Annotated in this window: 20 protein-coding genes; 5 read left to right on the top strand and 15 right to left on the bottom strand. The window is 61.0% G+C overall.

The annotated features are described in order from the left end of the window. Positions 1-49: 49 nt before the first annotated feature. Together ilvN and ACQ4WY_RS06145 are read right to left on the bottom strand one after the other, a co-directional pair. Positions 50-541 carry an acetolactate synthase small subunit gene (ilvN, locus tag ACQ4WY_RS06140; protein WP_010399754.1) on the bottom strand — a complete coding sequence of 164 codons (492 nt, stop codon included), beginning with the start codon at positions 539-541 and terminating at the stop codon, positions 50-52. A 2-nt stretch (positions 542-543) separates the two neighbouring features. Then, on the bottom strand, positions 544-2,274 hold the full coding sequence (locus ACQ4WY_RS06145; RefSeq protein ID WP_436503237.1) for an acetolactate synthase 3 catalytic subunit: 1,731 nt from the start codon (positions 2,272-2,274) through the stop codon (positions 544-546). 494 nt (positions 2,275-2,768) lie between these two features. Here ACQ4WY_RS06145 and ACQ4WY_RS06150 point away from each other — a divergent pair, with 494 nt between their 5' ends. From ACQ4WY_RS06150 to ACQ4WY_RS06170, 5 genes are all read left to right on the top strand, one after another. After that, complete coding sequence (locus ACQ4WY_RS06150; RefSeq protein ID WP_353660735.1) at positions 2,769-3,338, top strand: RNA polymerase sigma factor; 570 nt, start codon at positions 2,769-2,771, stop codon at positions 3,336-3,338. Further along, positions 3,335-3,739 (top strand): DUF3619 family protein, encoded by a 405-nt coding sequence (locus ACQ4WY_RS06155; protein ID WP_436503238.1) that lies wholly within the window; start codon positions 3,335-3,337, stop codon positions 3,737-3,739. The genes ACQ4WY_RS06150 and ACQ4WY_RS06155 overlap by 4 nt, the downstream gene beginning before the upstream one ends. Positions 3,740-3,750: 11 nt before the next feature. Then, positions 3,751-4,503 (top strand): DUF3106 domain-containing protein, encoded by a 753-nt coding sequence (locus ACQ4WY_RS06160; protein WP_436503239.1) that lies wholly within the window; start codon positions 3,751-3,753, stop codon positions 4,501-4,503. Continuing rightward, a complete protein-coding gene (locus tag ACQ4WY_RS06165; protein ID WP_436503240.1) occupies positions 4,493-5,029 on the top strand; it encodes an RDD family protein in 537 nt (178 codons plus the stop codon). The genes ACQ4WY_RS06160 and ACQ4WY_RS06165 overlap by 11 nt, the downstream gene beginning before the upstream one ends. 63 nt (positions 5,030-5,092) lie before the next feature. Continuing rightward, positions 5,093-5,521 (top strand): group III truncated hemoglobin, encoded by a 429-nt coding sequence (locus tag ACQ4WY_RS06170; RefSeq protein WP_436503241.1) that lies wholly within the window; start codon positions 5,093-5,095, stop codon positions 5,519-5,521. Here ACQ4WY_RS06170 and ACQ4WY_RS06175 read toward each other — a convergent pair. From ACQ4WY_RS06175 to maiA, 13 genes are all read right to left on the bottom strand, one after another. Further along, entirely contained in the window at positions 5,518-6,276 is a 759-nt protein-coding gene (locus ACQ4WY_RS06175) for an rRNA pseudouridine synthase (protein WP_436503242.1), read from the bottom strand. The two genes, ACQ4WY_RS06170 and ACQ4WY_RS06175, sit on opposite strands and share 4 nt — an antisense overlap. Before the next feature lie 81 nt (positions 6,277-6,357). After that, positions 6,358-7,275 carry a class I SAM-dependent methyltransferase gene (locus ACQ4WY_RS06180; RefSeq protein ID WP_436503243.1) on the bottom strand — a complete coding sequence of 306 codons (918 nt, stop codon included), beginning with the start codon at positions 7,273-7,275 and terminating at the stop codon, positions 6,358-6,360. Continuing rightward, positions 7,262-7,456 carry a Fe-S cluster assembly protein IscX gene (iscX, locus tag ACQ4WY_RS06185; RefSeq protein ID WP_071322763.1) on the bottom strand — a complete coding sequence of 65 codons (195 nt, stop codon included), beginning with the start codon at positions 7,454-7,456 and terminating at the stop codon, positions 7,262-7,264. Before iscX ends, ACQ4WY_RS06180 begins: the two co-directional genes overlap by 14 nt. Before the next feature lies 1 nt (position 7,457). Further along, positions 7,458-7,799 carry an ISC system 2Fe-2S type ferredoxin gene (gene fdx / locus ACQ4WY_RS06190; RefSeq protein WP_034750070.1) on the bottom strand — a complete coding sequence of 114 codons (342 nt, stop codon included), beginning with the start codon at positions 7,797-7,799 and terminating at the stop codon, positions 7,458-7,460. A 66-nt stretch (positions 7,800-7,865) separates the two neighbouring features. Continuing rightward, entirely contained in the window at positions 7,866-9,746 is a 1,881-nt protein-coding gene (gene hscA / locus ACQ4WY_RS06195; protein WP_436503244.1) for a Fe-S protein assembly chaperone HscA, read from the bottom strand. 267 nt (positions 9,747-10,013) lie between these two features. Beyond that, entirely contained in the window at positions 10,014-10,529 is a 516-nt protein-coding gene (gene hscB / locus ACQ4WY_RS06200; protein ID WP_436503245.1) for a Fe-S protein assembly co-chaperone HscB, read from the bottom strand. 66 nt (positions 10,530-10,595) lie between these two features. Then, positions 10,596-10,916: an iron-sulfur cluster assembly protein IscA gene (gene iscA, locus ACQ4WY_RS06205; RefSeq protein WP_010399774.1), complete on the bottom strand. Its 321-nt coding sequence runs from the start codon at positions 10,914-10,916 to the stop codon at positions 10,596-10,598. Between the two features lie 51 nt (positions 10,917-10,967). Further along, positions 10,968-11,357: a Fe-S cluster assembly scaffold IscU gene (iscU, locus tag ACQ4WY_RS06210; RefSeq protein WP_034779562.1), complete on the bottom strand. Its 390-nt coding sequence runs from the start codon at positions 11,355-11,357 to the stop codon at positions 10,968-10,970. A 55-nt stretch (positions 11,358-11,412) separates the two neighbouring features. Next, entirely contained in the window at positions 11,413-12,669 is a 1,257-nt protein-coding gene (locus ACQ4WY_RS06215; protein WP_436503246.1) for an IscS subfamily cysteine desulfurase, read from the bottom strand. A gap of 42 nt (positions 12,670-12,711) precedes the next feature. Continuing rightward, the gene (iscR, locus tag ACQ4WY_RS06220) at positions 12,712-13,188 is read right to left on the bottom strand and encodes a Fe-S cluster assembly transcriptional regulator IscR (RefSeq protein ID WP_034779566.1); all 477 of its coding nucleotides are present in this window, start codon (positions 13,186-13,188) and stop codon (positions 12,712-12,714) included. A 203-nt stretch (positions 13,189-13,391) separates the two neighbouring features. Further along, positions 13,392-13,943 carry a riboflavin biosynthesis intermediates N-glycosidase gene (ybiA, locus tag ACQ4WY_RS06225; RefSeq protein ID WP_436503247.1) on the bottom strand — a complete coding sequence of 184 codons (552 nt, stop codon included), beginning with the start codon at positions 13,941-13,943 and terminating at the stop codon, positions 13,392-13,394. Between the two features lie 38 nt (positions 13,944-13,981). Beyond that, complete coding sequence (locus tag ACQ4WY_RS06230) at positions 13,982-14,761, bottom strand: uracil-DNA glycosylase family protein (RefSeq protein ID WP_436503248.1); 780 nt, start codon at positions 14,759-14,761, stop codon at positions 13,982-13,984. Positions 14,762-14,907: 146 nt separating this feature from the next. Continuing rightward, positions 14,908-15,558: a maleylacetoacetate isomerase gene (gene maiA / locus ACQ4WY_RS06235; protein WP_436503249.1), complete on the bottom strand. Its 651-nt coding sequence runs from the start codon at positions 15,556-15,558 to the stop codon at positions 14,908-14,910. Position 15,559 lies beyond the last annotated feature (1 nt).

Genomic DNA, 15,559 nt, shown 5'->3' on the forward strand with positions numbered 1-15,559 from the left:
TTGTTGTTTTAAATGCGGCGCCAGGGCCGCGTAATGCTGCTGTGTGCTTTTATACTTTAAGGATGCGTTCGCCGCGGCCGATACCGGAACCACCGGTGCGGACGGTTTCCAAGATGGCGGCGCGGTCGATCGAATCGATGAACGCGTCGAGCTTGACCTTGTTGCCGGTCAGTTCGATCGTGTACGTCTTTTCGGTGACATCGATGATGCGGCCACGGAAGATATCGGCGGTGCGCTTCATTTCCTCGCGCTCCTTGCCCACGGCACGAACCTTGATCAGCATCAACTCGCGTTCGATATGCTGGCCTTCGGTCAGGTCCACCACTTTCACCACTTCGATGAGGCGGTTCAAGTGCTTGGTGATCTGCTCGATGATGTCGTCCGAACCGCTGGTGACGATGGTCATGCGCGACAGGGTCGAGTCTTCCGTCGGCGCCACCGTCAAGGTTTCGATGTTGTAGCCGCGTGCCGAGAACAGGCCCACCACGCGCGACAGGGCGCCCGCTTCGTTTTCCAGCAAGACAGAAATAATATGGCGCATGATTAGAGGTCCTCCGAGCCGAGCATCATTTCGGACAGGCCTTTGCCGGCTTTCACCATTGGCCACACGTTTTCGGACTGGTCGGTGATGAAGTTCATGAATACCAGCCTGTCTTTCATGCCAAACGCCTCTTTCAGGGCGCCGTCGACGTCGCCCGGTTTTTCAATTTTCATGCCCACGTGGCCATACGCTTCAGCCAGCTTCTCGAAGTCGGGCAGCGAATCCATGTACGACTCGGAATAGCGCGAACCGTAATCGATTTCCTGCCACTGGCGCACCATACCGAGGAAACGGTTGTTGAGCATGATGATCTTCGGCGTCAGGTGATACTGCTTGCACGTGGCGAGTTCCTGGATGCACATCTGGATCGAGCCTTCGCCCGTGATGCAGGCAACGGTGGCGTCCGGATTGGCCATCTGCACGCCCATGGCGTACGGCAAACCGACACCCATGGTGCCCAGGCCGCCAGAATTGATCCAGCGGCGCGGCTTGTCGAAGCCATAATATTGTGCCGCCCACATCTGGTGCTGGCCCACGTCGGACGTGATGAAGGCGTCACCCTTGGTGATCTGGAACACCTTTTCCACCACCGATTGCGGCTTGATGACCAGGTCGGAGGTCGGGTATTTCAGGCATTCGCGGCCACGCCATTCGGCGATCTGCTTCCACCAGTTACTCAAGGCATTGACGTTCGGCTTGGCTTCGGCCGCGTCCAGTTGCGCGAGGAACTCGATCAGCACATCCTTGACGTTGCCAACGATGGGAATGTCGACCTTCACGCGCTTGGAAATCGACGATGGATCGATGTCCACGTGGATGATCTTGCGCGGATGCGAGGCGAAATGTTTCGGGTTGCCGATTACGCGGTCATCGAAACGGGCGCCGATGGCGATCAGGACGTCGCAGTTCTGCATCGCCATATTCGCTTCATAGGTGCCGTGCATGCCAGGCATGCCGACATACTGCTCGCTCGAGGCGCGGTAGCCGCCCAGACCCATCAAGGTGTTGGTGCACGGGAAACCCAGGCGGTCGACCAGCTTGTTCAGCTCGGGGGCCGCATTCGCCAGGATCACGCCGCCACCCGCGTAGATCATCGGGCGCTCCGCTTGCAGCAGCAGCTGCACGGCCTTGCGGATCTGACCCGAGTGGCCCTTGTCGACGGGACGGTAGGAACGCATCTCGACTTCCTTCGGATAGTCGAAATGGCATTTGTGCATGCTGATATCCTTGGGGATATCGACCAGCACGGGTCCCGGACGGCCGGTACGGGCGATGAAGAAAGCTTTCTTGATCGTCGCTGCCAGGTCCTTGACGTCCTTGACGAGGAAGTTGTGTTTGACCACGGGGCGCGTGATGCCGACCGTGTCGCATTCCTGGAACGCATCCTGACCGATGGCGTGGCTCGGCACCTGGCCGGAGATCACGACCATGGGAATCGAGTCCATGTACGCGGTCGACAAGCCCGTGACGGCATTCGTGACGCCCGGACCGGACGTGACAATGGCGACACCGACTTTGTTCGAGCTGCGCGAATAGGCATCGGCGGCGTGGATCGCGGCCTGCTCGTGTCGTACCAGGATATGCTGGAATTTGTTTTGCTGGAAGATGGCGTCGTAGATATAGAGTACGGCTCCGCCCGGATATCCAAAGACGTGCTCGACGCCCTCTTCAGCCAGACAGCGCACGACAATTTCTGCGCCGGTAATTGGTCCTGCTGCTGCTTCGGTATTCATGAAACATTCCTTTCAAGGTCCATTGGAGATTGATCGGATGTTCTTTCCTGACGAAGTTCGCTGTGCGCGACAGTGCTCCTGCTTCCCTTTTCATGCGGTCACGCAATTTCTTTGGGCACCCATAGATACCTTACAAAACAACGCTTAACGCAACTCGTTTGGCCAGAGTTTCTGTGGCGCCTGTACGAACCGCTCGCGCTTGTGGCGCGGGTTAGAACAAACTGCCTACAAATGAAAGCGCGTCTTGCCGCGGATGGCCTTGTGTGCCGGTCGCGACCTGACCATAGGGCTTTGGGGTGTTCAAAGCGTCCCATACGTTATCGCGTCGCACCATTATGGTCAAGGAAAATGTCAGCCGAAAGGCCATTTTGCTCACACGCGGTGCAAAAACCCTGCGGAAACGCACATTTTTTGCTAGCATGCACGGGTTGCAAAAAGCATACCCGCCCCAATTCGCCCACCGCACCCGCAGCCGCTAAGATCCCCCATACCGCATGGCAACAGACAAAGAATTATCCGACTTCCTAGAAAATGTCGAGCGGCGCGCTTTCAAGCAGGCCGCGTACGCGGTCCGCAAGGAAGAATCGGCACTCGACATCGTGCAGGACGCCATGATCAAACTGGCCGAAAAATACGGTGACAAGCCGGCCGCCGAACTGCCGATGTTGTTCCAACGCATCTTGCAAAACACCATACTCGACTATTTCCGCCGCGAAAAGGTGCGCAATACCTGGGTCAGCCTCTTCTCCGGCATGAAGCCCTCGGGCGACGAGCATGAGGATTTTGATATACTTGACACTTATGAATCGGAACAGGGCACCAGCGCCGCCGAATCGTCGGCCGACCAGGTCGAACGCGCGCAAATGCTTGATTTGATTGATGCTGAGGTACAAAAACTGCCCGCACGTCAACGCGAAGCCTTCCTCATGCGTTATTGGCAGGACATGGATGTGGCTGAAACAGCGGAAGCGATGGGTTGCTCCGAAGGTAGCGTGAAAACACATTGCTCTAGAGCTACCCACACGCTCGCCGAATCGCTGAAAGCCAAGGGAATAAAATTATGAACACCGACGATCTCAATTTCGCTTACAAAGTGCGCCATGCACTGAACGAAAAACTCGACGACCTGCCCGCATCGGCCACCGATCGCCTGGCAGCGGCACGCAAGCTGGCCCTGTCGCGCAAGAAGGCGGACGCGCCCGCCGCCGTCACCGTGCGCCAGAACGTGTTCGCCGGCATGGCCGGCAACCTGTTCGTCGAGCCGCTGTCGTGGCTGGGCCGCATGAGCGTGATCATCCCCCTGCTGCTGCTGGTCGGCGGCCTGGTGGGCATCTATCAGTTTGAGCAGGAACAACATATTGCCGAACTGGCAGAAATCGACGCCGCCGTGCTGTCGGACGAATTGCCGCTCTCCGCCTATATGGACCATGGCTTCAACGCCTACCTGACGAAACGCGAGCAATAAGCATGGCACGCATGAGCGTACGTAAAGGCTGGCTGGCTGGCGGCATCGGCCTGGGCGCCTGTGCCCTGGCTGGCGCCGCCTGGGTAGGCACGCAGCAACATACCGCGCCCGCCGCGCCTCCCGTGGCGGCAACGCCCGTGGTGGTGCCGGCACCAGCCGCCAAGCCCGGCTCGCCCCGCACAGCTGGCAAAGGCGGCACGCCGCCCAAGGCCAGCGACAACCCGCCCTGGAACAAGCTGTCGCGCGCGCAACAGGTAGCCCTGCAGCCGCTGGCGGGCGAATGGAACAAGCTGGAAGCCTTGCGCAAGCAGAAATGGCTCGATATCGCCAGCCGCTTTGCCTCCATGTCGCCGGACGAGCAAACCCGCGTACATGAACGCATGCGTGTATGGATCAAGCTGACGCCGGAACAGCGCAGCCTTGTGCGCGAAAACTATGCGCGCACGAAGAAGATTGATCCAGGTCAAAAAACCGCGCAATGGGAGCAATATCAGCAATTGCCGGAAGATCAAAAGAAAAAGCTGGCGACGGAACTCGTGCCGAAAAAACCGCTGAGCAAAGTGCCTGCGATCAATTCCAATACGAGCAAGCCGCCCGCACTCATGGCGCCCGCCACGCCGGCAGCGCCTGCCGCCACCACGCCCGTCCTGCCGCCCGCTCCCGCAGCGATGGCAGTGCCGGCAAGCGATCCTGCCGCAGCCCCCGCCGCCGCTCCCGTCACGCCACCCATCACGCCTGCCCCACTGCCAACCAATGCCAAATAGCACGCCTGCCGCCAGCACCACTTCCCATCCCACGATCAAGCGCCGCCTGATTTCCATGGTGTACGAGTCGCTGCTGGCCCTGGCCGTGCTGTTTTTGCCCTTCCTGCTGTTTGAACTGGCCGTTCAGGGCGCGCATACGCCACTGACGGAACACATGCGCCAATGCCTCGCCTTCCTCGTCATGGGTGCGTATTTCATCCATCAATGGAGCCGCGAAGGGCAAACCCTGGCCATGAAAACGTGGCGCCTGAAAGTCGTGCTGGCGGGCCACGCCCATGTGCCGCTGCGCGTGGCCGCCTACCGCTACGTCCTGTCATGGATGTGGCTGCTGCCGGCCCTGCTGGTGTCGTATGTATTCGATTTGCAGCACTGGGCGGCCCTGGGCGCCATCGGCGTGGGCATCCTGGCCTGGTCAGGCACGGCCCTGTTCACGGGCAATGGGCAATTCCTGCACGACAAGCTGGCGGGCACGCAAATCGTGCAATTGCCGACCCCCGCGAAGAAGTCGAAGAAAGTGGCTGCCTGAGTTTTTGCGCGGCTTGACCTGGGTCATTGAAGCGCCAAGGGGGCTCTGCGATCATGGCATGCCATGAATAATTCCGCCCCCCTCCCCCACACACGCTTCGCCCCCTACCGCGAGGAAGTCTGCAGCGAAGACGACGTCAAGCATCTCGTCCACACCTTTTATGCGGCCGCGCGCGACGACGTCATGCTGGGCCCCATCTTTGCCGCCGAGGTCAAGGATTGGGATGCCCACCTGGCAACATTGGTCGATTTCTGGTCAGGCTTGCTGCGCGGCACCATGCGCTACCACGGCAAACCACTGGCCCAGCACGCGCAAATGGAACACCTCACGCCGTGCATGTTCCGCCGCTGGCTGACCCTGTTTTTTGCCACGACCGAGAGCATGGGCAACCCGGCCCTGCAAGAGAAGGCCGATACCATTGCCTTGAATATTGCCGAACGACTATGGAAAAGCTTTGCGGAAAGCCACGCCATCGTGGCGCCGCAGCTTTAGAACCGCTCGTAGCCTTGCAGGTAGCGCCACTGGCCTGACGGCATGGCGCCCATCGAGATGCGGCCGATACGCAAGCGCTTCATGGCGACCACTTCCAGTCCCACCATCTTGCACATGTGGGCGATCTGGCCCGGCTGCACGTTTTTCAAGGCAAAGCGCAAGCGCGTTTCGTTTTGCCAGCTGACCTTGATCGGCGGCAAAGGCTTGCCATTAAAGGGCAAGCCGTGATTGAGCAGCGCCAGGCCATTGTCGGCGATCGCGCCCGACACTTCCACGATGAATTCCTGCTCCACCGTTTTCGCTTCGTCGACCAGCTTGCGGGCGACGCGGAAATCCTGCGTGAACACCAGCAGGCCGGACGCCATGGTCTCGAGCGGATTGGTGATGGTCAGGCCGATCAAATGACGCTTGAGGAAGCGCGTGACGGAACTGGGCGCCACATTTTCCGGCGTGAAAATTTCTTCGGGACGCAAGCAAGCGAGGGCCGGCTTGCCTTCCGCACCCACGCCGCCATTGACGCCGGGGGGCTTGTGCAGCAGGATCGTCACGGGCGGCATTTCTTCCAGAGTGGCGTTCGGCAGCAGCACCACCGCTTGATTGTCGGCCACGCGCGCGCCCGACTCTTCCACCAGCACGCCATCGACCGTGACCCAGCCGCCCTCGATATACAGCTCGGCCTCGCGGCGCGAACAGGGCACGTCTTCAGACAGGCGCTTGGCCAGGCGGACGGTGGGCATTTCAATAGGTGTGGTCATGGAGAGGCGCAAAAAGCAAGAGGAGGAGAAAGCCGGTATTGTAACCGACCCGCTCCTCCCCTCGTGTGCGGCAGCGTATGCTTACGCAGTGGCCTTGGCCAGCTCCTCGGCAAAGAAACGGTGACCCATCTCTTCCAGGCCCAGCGTCTGCAGCACTTCCTGCAGGCGCTCCGTCGGGCGCTGGCGCGGCAAGTTCTTGTAGCTGGCGATGATCAGTTCATTCTTCATCGAATGCTCCCAGCCCACCAGCTCCGTCACGCTTACCTGGTAGCCGTGCGCTTCCAGCTGCAGACAGCGCAGCACGTTGGTGATCTGGCTGCCGAACTCGCGCGTGTGCAGCGGGTGGCGCCACAGTTCCGTCAAGACACTCTTGCCCAGGCTCTTGCCCTTGTTCTTCTTCAAGACAGACGCCACTTCCGCCTGGCAACATGGCACCAGCACCATGAACTTCGCCTTTTTCTTCAAGGCGAAGTGGATCGCGTCATCGGTGGCCGTGTTGCAGGCATGCAAGGCCGTGACGATGTCGATCTGCTGCGGCAGCAAGTTTGACTCCGTCGATTCGGCCACGGACAGGGGCAGGAAGGACATGCCGGGAAATTTGAATTTCTTGGCCAGTTCCTGCGAACGCTGCACCAGCTCTTCGCGCGTCTCGATGCCGTAGATGTGCGAACCGTCGTTGCCGTTCTTGAAGAACAGGTCATACAAGATGAAACCCAGGTAGGACTTGCCGGCGCCGTGGTCGACCAGCGACACGCCGGGGTGGTCCAGCTGCACTTCGCGCAGCAGCGGCTCGATGAACTGCGTCAGGTGGTACACCTGCTTGAGCTTGCGGCGGCTGTCCTGGTTCATCTTGCCGTCGCGCGTCAGGATGTGCAATTCCTGCAGCAAGGCGACCGACTGGCCATCCTTGATCTCTGGCATGTTGCTGGCGGCCGTGATGATGTCTTTCGGCACAAGGACTGCGGTGGCGGCGGCTGCCGCGCCCTTAGCGCGCTTCATCGATCCACGCCATCTGTATCGCTTCGAGCACTTTTTCGCCGCCGCGCGTGTGGTCATCGTCGAAGCCGTCCAGCTCCACCACCCAGTTATGCAGGTCGGTGAAACGCACGGTCAGGGGATCGATGTCCGGATGCGCGTCGTACAGCGCCTCGGCGATCACGTGAATGTCGGACCATTTCATGTTAGTGGCTGCCTTCGCTGACCTGGTTGATCGTGTATTTCGGGATTTCGACGACGAGGTCGGCTTCGGCCACGATGGACTGGCACGACAGGCGCGACACGGCTTCCAGGCCCCAGGCCTTGTCCAGCATGTCTTCTTCCAGTTCCGTCGCTTCGTTCAGGGATTCGATGCCTTCACGCACCAGCACGTGGCAGGTGGTGCAGGCGCACGATTTTTCGCAGGCGTGCTCGATGTCGATGTCGTTTTCCAGCAAGATGTCGCAGATGGACTTGCCGGCAGGAGCTTCGATGACGGCGCCGTCCGGGCAAAGCTTGGCGTGCGGCAGGATAACGATTTGTGGCATGGTTTCTTCTTTCAGTCTGTCATTCGGAGCGCGGCCGCAGCTTCGGCGGCGCGCTGTTCTGTATTGTTAAACGACCTGGTCGAGGGACTTGCCCTTCAACGCCGTGCGCACGCTGCGGTCCATCCGGCGCGAGGCGAAATCCTCGGTGCCGTCGGCCAGCGCTTCGATCGCCAGCTTCAAGGCCTGGTGGTCGATGGCGCCGCTTTGCGATTGCACGATGGCGTCGCGCACCTTGCTCATCAAGCCATCCACGGTGACGCGCTCCGCATCGTCGAGCAAGCCGCCGTCTTCATCGAGGGCCGACTGCGTGGCCAGCAGGATGCGTTCCGCTTCCACCTGCTCTTCACGCAGCGCGCGCGCCACCATGTCGACGTCGGCCGACGTGTACGAATCCTGCAGCATGCGGGAAATGTCGTCGTCGCCCAGGCCGTAGGCCGGCTTGACGCTGATCGACGCTTCCACGCCAGAGCGCAGTTCGCGCGCCGAGACGGACAGCAAGCCGTCCGCATCGACCTGATACGTGATGCGGATGCGCGCGGCGCCCGCCACCATCGGCGGAATGCCGCGCAGCTCGAAGCGCGCCAGCGAGCGGCAGTCGCTCACCAGTTCGCGCTCGCCCTGCAGCACGTGCACGGCCAGCGCCGTCTGGCCATCCTTGAAGGTCGTGAATTCCTGCGCGCGCGCGCAGGGAATGGTCGAATTGCGGGGAATGATCTTTTCCACCAGGCCGCCCATGGTCTCGATGCCCAGCGACAACGGGATCACGTCCAGCAGCAGCCAGTCGTCGCCGGCGGCGCGGTTGCCTGCCAGCAAATTCGCCTGGATGGCCGCGCCCAGCGCCACCACCTTGTCCGGGTCGATGTTCGCGTGCGGCGTCGTGTGGAAGAATTCGCTCACGGCGCGCTGCACGTGCGGCATGCGCGTGGCGCCGCCCACCATCACCACGCCGTCGACGTCATCCGCATCCACGTTCGCGTCGCGCAGGGCCTTCTTGATGGCATTCATGGTCTTGCCCACCAGGTGCTGCGTCATGGCGGCAAATTCCGTTGCAGTGACGCGCAGGTGGATCTCTTCGCCCGAGTTCAGGGCCGCGTCGATCATCGTTTCCGACTTGGTCGACAGCGTTTCCTTGATCTCGCGCGCTTTCACCATCAGGATGGCCGTGTCTTCGTCCGACAGGGGCGCCAGCTTGGCGTGCTCGCTGATCCAGCAGAACAGGCGGCGGTCGAAATCGTCACCGCCCAGGGCCGAGTCGCCGCCCGTGGACAGCACTTCAAAGACGCCCTTGCTCAGTTTCAGGATCGAGATGTCGAACGTACCGCCGCCGAGGTCATACACGGCGTACACGCCTTCGGAAGCGTTGTCGAGGCCATACGCGATGGCGGCGGCCGTCGGCTCGCTCAGGAGGCGCAGCACATTGATGCCGGCCAGCTGCGCCGCATCCTTGGTCGCCTGGCGCTGCGCGTCGTCAAAGTAGGCGGGCACGGTGATCACGGCGCCGACCAGGTCGTCGCCCAGCGAATCTTCCGCGCGCTGGCGCAGGGTGGCGAGGATTTGCGCCGACACCTCAACCGGGCTTTTCACGCCGGCCACGGTTTTCAGCTGCACCATGCCAGGGGTGTCCTGGAAGTCGTAGGGCAGGTTTTCCGCGTAGGCGATGTCGGCCAGGCCGCGACCCATGAAGCGCTTCACGGACACGATGGTGTTCTTCGGGTCGGTGGTTTGCGCGGACAGGGCCTTGTAGCCGATGTTCGCATGGCCGTTCGGCAGGTAGCGCACGACGGAGGGCAGCAGGGAGCGCCCGTCTTCGTCGTTGAGCACCTCGGGGATACTGTTGCGGACAGTGGCGACCAGGGAATTGGTGGTGCCAAGATCGATGCCGACGGCCAGGCGGTGCTGGTGCGGCGCGGTCGACATGCCTGGTTCGGAAATTTGCAGAAGTGCCATTATATTCGTGCCTCGATTAATTTTTTGCGTGATGCAGCTGATGCCTGTCGCGCATTATAAGACGCGCGCCAGACTAAGTAACCCCCAATAAATTATTGTGATTTCTGACTTCCATAACCGGCGCTCTGCGGCGTTGCTCGCTGCTAGCAGTGCTCGCACTGCGTCGCAGCGAGCGCCTTGCATAGCATCCAGTTCTGTTTGTCATAAATTCACACTAATTTCCCGAGGCTCACTTACGCTTGGCACGCGGGTCAAGCGATTGGCCAGTCAGGCTTCCATGGCTTCGTATGCAAAACGCACTTCCTCGCCGAATTTGTCGAGGAACATCAGGGCGCGCACGCTTTGCGCCGCATTCACATAGTCGGCGGCGTCCAGCTGGGCCGCCACCTGGGCCAGCAAGGCCTTGCGTTCGCCGCGCAGCTGTCGGTCCAGGGCGTCGAGCGCGTCGGTATCCTTGCCGGCCCGGGCGTCGCCCAGCTCCTCGCGCCATTCCATCTGCTGCATCAGGAAACTGACGGGCATGGCCGTGTTCGATTCCGTCTGCAAATCGACGCCATTGAGCTCGCACAGGTATTGCGCGCGCTTTTGCGGGCTTTTCAACGTTTGATAGGCTTCATTGGCGCGCGTGGCCCATTGCATGGCCACGCGCTTTTCAGCGCTGCTGGCATTGATGAAACGGTCCGGATGGACCTTGCCCTGCACGTCGCGGTAGGCCGCGTCGAGCGCGCTCATGTCGAGCCCGAACTGCGCCGGCAACTGGAATAATTCGAAGTGGTTTTGCATAATGGTCGGTGGTCGCTGTACCGCAATCGATGGGTACAGCGCACCGACCGGGGTCTTGCCAGCTGTTTAAATCCTGAAGGACTCGCCGCAGCCGCAGGCGTCTTTTTCGTTCGGATTGTGGAACTTGAAGCCTTCGTTCAAGCCTTCGCGTGCGAAATCGAGTTCCGTGCCGTCGATGTAAGGCAGGCTTTTCGGGTCGACAAAGACCTTCACGCCGTGCGATTCGAAGACGCTGTCTTCGGCCGCCACTTCATCGACATATTCAAGCTTGTAGGCCAGGCCCGAGCAGCCCGTGGTGCGCACGCCAAAGCGCAGGCCCATGCCCTTGCCGCGCCGTTCGATATAACGGTTGATGTGTTTCGCCGCTTTTTCGGTCAGTGTGATCATGTATTTCTCCGCGCCTGCCCCACGCCTTGCGGCGCCGGGCAGGATGCAACTTTAGGCCGCAGCCGGATGGCGGGTCTGGTAGTCCAGCACTGCCGCCTTGATGGCGTCTTCCGCCAGGATGGAGCAGTGGATCTTCACTGGCGGCAGGGCCAGTTCTTCGGCGATCTGCGTATTCTTGATGGCCAGCGCCTGGTCCAGGGTCTTGCCCTTGACCCATTCGGTCACCAGCGAGCTCGACGCGATGGCCGAACCGCAGCCGTAGGTCTTGAACTTCGCATCTTCGATCAGGCCGTCGGCGCCGACCTTGATCTGCAGTTTCATCACGTCGCCGCAAGCAGGCGCGCCTACCATGCCGGTGCCGATGGTTTCATCACCCTTGTCGAAAGCGCCCACGTTGCGCGGGTTTTCGTAGTGATCGAGTACTTTGTCCGAGTAAGCCATTTTGATGCTCCTTTAATATTCTTGCCGGCCCCGTCAACAGGGGCCACGGTGTTGGTTAGTGGGCTGCCCATTGGATCGAATTGATATCGATGCCATCTTTAAACATGTCCCACAGCGGCGACAGGTCGCGCAGCTTGTGTACTTTCGATTTCAGCAGGTTCACGGCGAAGTCGATGTCTTCCTCAGTCGAGAAGCGGCCGATGGTGAAACGGATCGAGCTGTGCGCCAGTTCGTCGCTGCGGCCCAGGGCGCGCAGCACATACGATGGTTCCAGGCTGGCCGAGGTGCAGGCCGAACCGGACGACACGGCGATATCCTTGATTGCCATGATCAGCGACTCGCCTTCGACGTAGTTGAAGCTGACGTTCAGGTTGTGCGGCACGCGGTGGTCCATGTCGCCGTTGATGTAGACTTCTTCGATCTCTTGCAAGCCCTTGGCCAGGCGGTCGCGCAAGGCCTTGATGCGGCCGATTTCGCTGTCCATTTCTTCCTTGGCAATGCGGAACGCTTCGCCCATGCCGACGATCTGGTGCGTCGGCAAGGTGCCCGAACGCAGGCCGCGCTCATGGCCGCCGCCGTGCATTTGCGCTTCCAGGCGCACGCGCGGCTTGCGGCAGACGTACAGGGCGCCCACGCCTTTCGGGCCGTAGGTCTTGTGCGCCGTGAAGGTCATCAGGTCGACCTTGGTCTTTTGCAGGTCGATGACCAGCTTGCCCGTCGCTTGCGCGGCGTCGCAATGGAAGATGATGCCTTTCGAGCGGCAGAACACACCGATCTCGTCGATTGGCTGGATCACGCCGATTTCGTTGTTCACCAGCATCACCGACACGAGGATGGTGTCCGGGCGCACGGCCGCAGCCAGCTGCTCGACGGTGATCAGGCCGTTGTCCTGCGGTTCCAGATACGTCGCTTCGAAGCCGATGCGTTCCAGTTCGCGTACCGTGTCGAGCACCGATTTATGCTCGGTCTTGACGGTGATGATGTGCTTGCCCTTGGTCTTGTAGAACTGCGCCGCGCCCTTGATGGCCAGGTTGTTGCTTTCCGTCGCGCCGGACGTCCAGATGATTTCGCGCGGATCGGCGTTCACCAGGGCCGCCACGTAGCCACGTGCCTCTTCCACGGCTTTTTCCGCCGTCCAGCCATACATGTGGCTGCGCGATGCCGGATTGCCGAACTGCTCGCGCAGGTAGGGAATCATCTTGTCGGCGACGCGGGGATCGATCGGCGTGGTGGCCGAGTAATCCATGTAGATCGGAAAATGCGGTGCGGTTTCAAAGTGCACTTGGCCTACGTTTTTTTCAGGGGCGTTCATCAATAACTCCAATGCAATCAGCAACTTAATATTTTGTAATGTTCAACCGAGGGCGGCGTGGTTACGGTGCATCACCATCACGCTTTGTTCGGCAATCTTTTGTCTCTGCTGGTCGACCAGGTCCTGCAAGGACACAGAATCCAGATAATCGACCATTTTTTCGTTGAGCGTGGACCACAATTCATGCGTCATGCAGCGTGCCCCCGTGGCCGCATCGGCGCCGTGGCAATGTTCCTTGCCGCCGCACTGCGTGGCATCGAGCGGCTCGTCGACGGCGATGATGATGTCGGCCACCGTCACCTTGTCGGCACGGCGCGCCAGGCTGTAGCCGCCGCCGGGGCCACGAATCGATTCGACGATCTCATGGCGGCGCAACTTGCCAAACAGCTGTTCCAGGTAGGACAGGGAAATCGACTGGCGCTGGCTGATGCCGGACAAGGTGACCGGACCTTTGCCCTGGCGCAGGGCAAGATCGATCATTGCAGTCACGGCAAAACGGCCTTTTGTAGTCAGACGCATACATCCTCGGTTCAACTAGTTTAAAATATTGCGGCTTTTCAACTTCTCAAACCCTGAGTAGTTGAATGATTTAGTCAAGTATAACAAATTCGGCAGGGTTTGTCAGAGCGCCCCTCGATGACCACAGGGCTGGCAGGGGCATGGCCGGCCGCGCCAGGCGCGGCGGCTTCAGGAAAACAACAGTCAGGAAATCGCGGGCGTTCTCAGCCCCGTAAAGCTGTCCGTACTTTCATCAGTTCAAACCCCAGCAGGTTCAAGCCGTCCCAGGTGGAGGGATCGCCGATGCGCGGATTGTCCGACGCCAGGCCCACGCCCCAGATGCGGTCGACGGGACTGGCTTCGACGATGACGCGCTCGCCCGTGCCCAGCAAAAACTTGCGCAGCGCGGCCTTTTGCGAGAACTTGGCAAAATTGCCATCGAAGACGATGCCAGCGCGCGCCGCTTCCCATACCCTGGCATCAAAGTTCGCCACTTCGCGTCCCAGTTTTTTCACTTCCGACGGCCGCCCGGCCGCCACGATGCGCGCCTGCACCGCCGTGTCGCCAAACAGGGCCGCCTTTTGCGCCATCATGTAGTGTTCGGCGGTCGCGTACGTCACGCCAGCGAGGCTGAACGGTGACGGGAACCACTGGCTGAAGCAGCTTTTGTCGGGCACCTGCGGCTGCGCCGGCGTGTGGCCCCAGAAATACAGATAATCGGGCACGCCGCCCGCCGCGATCCACGCCTTCAATTCTTCCACGTTACTGATTTGCATATTCCCCGCACTTCCGCCAGACAGGCGATGATTCAAGCTCAAGCACGCAATAGTTGCATCGGGCCAAACAAAGCCTGCATGTCACGATTGCCGATAAAGGACAGATTATACGGATGTTCCGCCGTCACCTGCGGCAAGGATGCCGCCACCGGCAGGCGTTTGATGAGCTCGGCAATCTTGCCCCACAACACCAATTGCGGCAAGGCTGCCCCGTCCTGCTGCGCCAGCGCTTCCAGCACCACCTGCAGGAAGGGCAGCCAGCCGCGCGCATCCTGCACGGGCGGCACGTGGGAACGGAACACCAGCGCCGCGTTGAGCAGCAAGAAGCCCTGCTCCGTCATCTTGCGCTGCAAGTCCGGCAAGGTCTGGATCACGCCGCTGCCCGGCAGCTGCGCGGCGGCCGCCACGGGCGCCATGGCCACACCAGACGTGTCACCGCCCTGCAACTGGCCATCGGCCACCAGCAGCATCTTCATGAAATTGCGCAAGGACGTGGCGCGGTTGACGGGCTTCGACAGTCCCGAGGCCGACCATAAACTGCCGACAGCGCCATCCATGAAGCACACGCCCGTGGCGCTGTCGGCGCGCGGATACGGCCCCTCGCCTACCAGCACGTAACGCACCTGCGCCAGCGGCAGGGCAAAGGCAGCAAACAGCCGGCCCTGCGTGGGCAGATAATCATCGGCGGCCAGCGTGGGCAAGTAGGCGGGGTCTGCCGCCATCACGGCCTGCAAGCCGCGCAGCAGGATGGGACGCCAGGAAGCATGCGCCAGGGACAGGGCATCGGTGATGCTGGCAGGAACGGTTGTTGCGGTCATGTGGCGTAAAGTATTTGGGCAAACGCAAATTGTAGCGCACCGGCAAGCTGGCCTTGACGAAAACACACCACCCCAAGTCAATTCCGCATAAAAAAACCCCGGCTTGCATGCTGGCCGGGGTTGTTCACTGCTGACGCTGATCCAAGCTATTCGGCGTCGGGCTGCTGCGACGGATGCGCGGCGGCAAACGCCCGCAAGCCGGCGCAATGCGCATGGATGCGCGCCACGCGCGGGTATGGCGCCAGGTCGATGGCGAAGCGCTGCGCATTGAACACTTGCGGCACCAGGCAGCAATCGGCCATCGTCGGGCTGTCGCCATGGCAGAACAGGCCCGTGCCAGCAGGATCGCCCTGCGCCAGCAGCGCTTCCACGGCCGCCAGTCCCTCGGCCATCCAGTGGCGGTACCACTCCTGCTTGGCCTCGTCCGACAACCCCAGGGTGTTTTTCAGGTATTTCAAAACACGCAGATTCGTCAGCGGATGCGCATCGCAGGCGATCGCCAGCGCCAGCGCGCGCACTCTGGCGCGTCCCAGCGCGTCTGGCGGCAGCAAGGGCACGCGGGGACGCGTTTCCTCGAGATACTCGAGCATGGCCAGCGACTGCGTCAGGATGGCGCCGTCGTCATCGAGCGCCGGCACCAGGGCCGACGGGTTGACGGCCCGGTAGGCGGGCAGCAGTTGCTGGCCGCCGTCCTGCAGCAAATGCACGGGGATGCTGTCGTATGCGATGCCCTTCAGATTGAGGGCGATACGCACGCGGTAGGCGGCCGAACTGCGAAAGTAGGTGTACAGCTTCATG

This window comes from Janthinobacterium salmonicoloratum, assembly GCF_051380845.1.
GTDB classification, from domain to species: Bacteria; Pseudomonadota; Gammaproteobacteria; order Burkholderiales; family Burkholderiaceae_D; genus Janthinobacterium; species Janthinobacterium lividum_F.

Excerpts from the sequence above, each read along its gene's own strand:
- hscB (WP_436503245.1), bottom strand. The coding sequence starts at position 10,529 with ATGCAAAACCACTTCGAATTATTCCAGTTGCCGGCGCAGTTCGGGCTC.
- iscX (WP_071322763.1), bottom strand. The coding sequence starts at position 7,456 with ATGAAATGGTCCGACATTCACGTGATCGCCGAGGCGCTGTACGACGCG.
- maiA (WP_436503249.1), bottom strand. The coding sequence starts at position 15,558 with ATGAAGCTGTACACCTACTTTCGCAGTTCGGCCGCCTACCGCGTGCGT.
- ACQ4WY_RS06170 (WP_436503241.1), top strand. The coding sequence starts at position 5,093 with ATGAATAATTCCGCCCCCCTCCCCCACACACGCTTCGCCCCCTACCGC.
- ACQ4WY_RS06230 (WP_436503248.1), bottom strand. The coding sequence starts at position 14,761 with ATGACCGCAACAACCGTTCCTGCCAGCATCACCGATGCCCTGTCCCTG.
- ybiA (WP_436503247.1), bottom strand. The coding sequence starts at position 13,943 with ATGCAAATCAGTAACGTGGAAGAATTGAAGGCGTGGATCGCGGCGGGC.
- ACQ4WY_RS06165 (WP_436503240.1), top strand. The coding sequence starts at position 4,493 with ATGCCAAATAGCACGCCTGCCGCCAGCACCACTTCCCATCCCACGATC.
- ACQ4WY_RS06160 (WP_436503239.1), top strand. The coding sequence starts at position 3,751 with ATGAGCGTACGTAAAGGCTGGCTGGCTGGCGGCATCGGCCTGGGCGCC.
- ACQ4WY_RS06150 (WP_353660735.1), top strand. The coding sequence starts at position 2,769 with ATGGCAACAGACAAAGAATTATCCGACTTCCTAGAAAATGTCGAGCGG.
- hscA (WP_436503244.1), bottom strand. The coding sequence starts at position 9,746 with ATGGCACTTCTGCAAATTTCCGAACCAGGCATGTCGACCGCGCCGCAC.
- iscR (WP_034779566.1), bottom strand. The coding sequence starts at position 13,188 with ATGCGTCTGACTACAAAAGGCCGTTTTGCCGTGACTGCAATGATCGAT.
- ACQ4WY_RS06215 (WP_436503246.1), bottom strand. The coding sequence starts at position 12,669 with ATGAACGCCCCTGAAAAAAACGTAGGCCAAGTGCACTTTGAAACCGCA.
- iscA (WP_010399774.1), bottom strand. The coding sequence starts at position 10,916 with ATGATCACACTGACCGAAAAAGCGGCGAAACACATCAACCGTTATATC.
- ACQ4WY_RS06155 (WP_436503238.1), top strand. The coding sequence starts at position 3,335 with ATGAACACCGACGATCTCAATTTCGCTTACAAAGTGCGCCATGCACTG.
- iscU (WP_034779562.1), bottom strand. The coding sequence starts at position 11,357 with ATGGCTTACTCGGACAAAGTACTCGATCACTACGAAAACCCGCGCAAC.
- ACQ4WY_RS06175 (WP_436503242.1), bottom strand. The coding sequence starts at position 6,276 with ATGACCACACCTATTGAAATGCCCACCGTCCGCCTGGCCAAGCGCCTG.
- fdx (WP_034750070.1), bottom strand. The coding sequence starts at position 7,799 with ATGCCACAAATCGTTATCCTGCCGCACGCCAAGCTTTGCCCGGACGGC.
- ilvN (WP_010399754.1), bottom strand. The coding sequence starts at position 541 with ATGCGCCATATTATTTCTGTCTTGCTGGAAAACGAAGCGGGCGCCCTG.
- ACQ4WY_RS06180 (WP_436503243.1), bottom strand. The coding sequence starts at position 7,275 with ATGAAGCGCGCTAAGGGCGCGGCAGCCGCCGCCACCGCAGTCCTTGTG.
- ACQ4WY_RS06145 (WP_436503237.1), bottom strand. The coding sequence starts at position 2,274 with ATGAATACCGAAGCAGCAGCAGGACCAATTACCGGCGCAGAAATTGTC.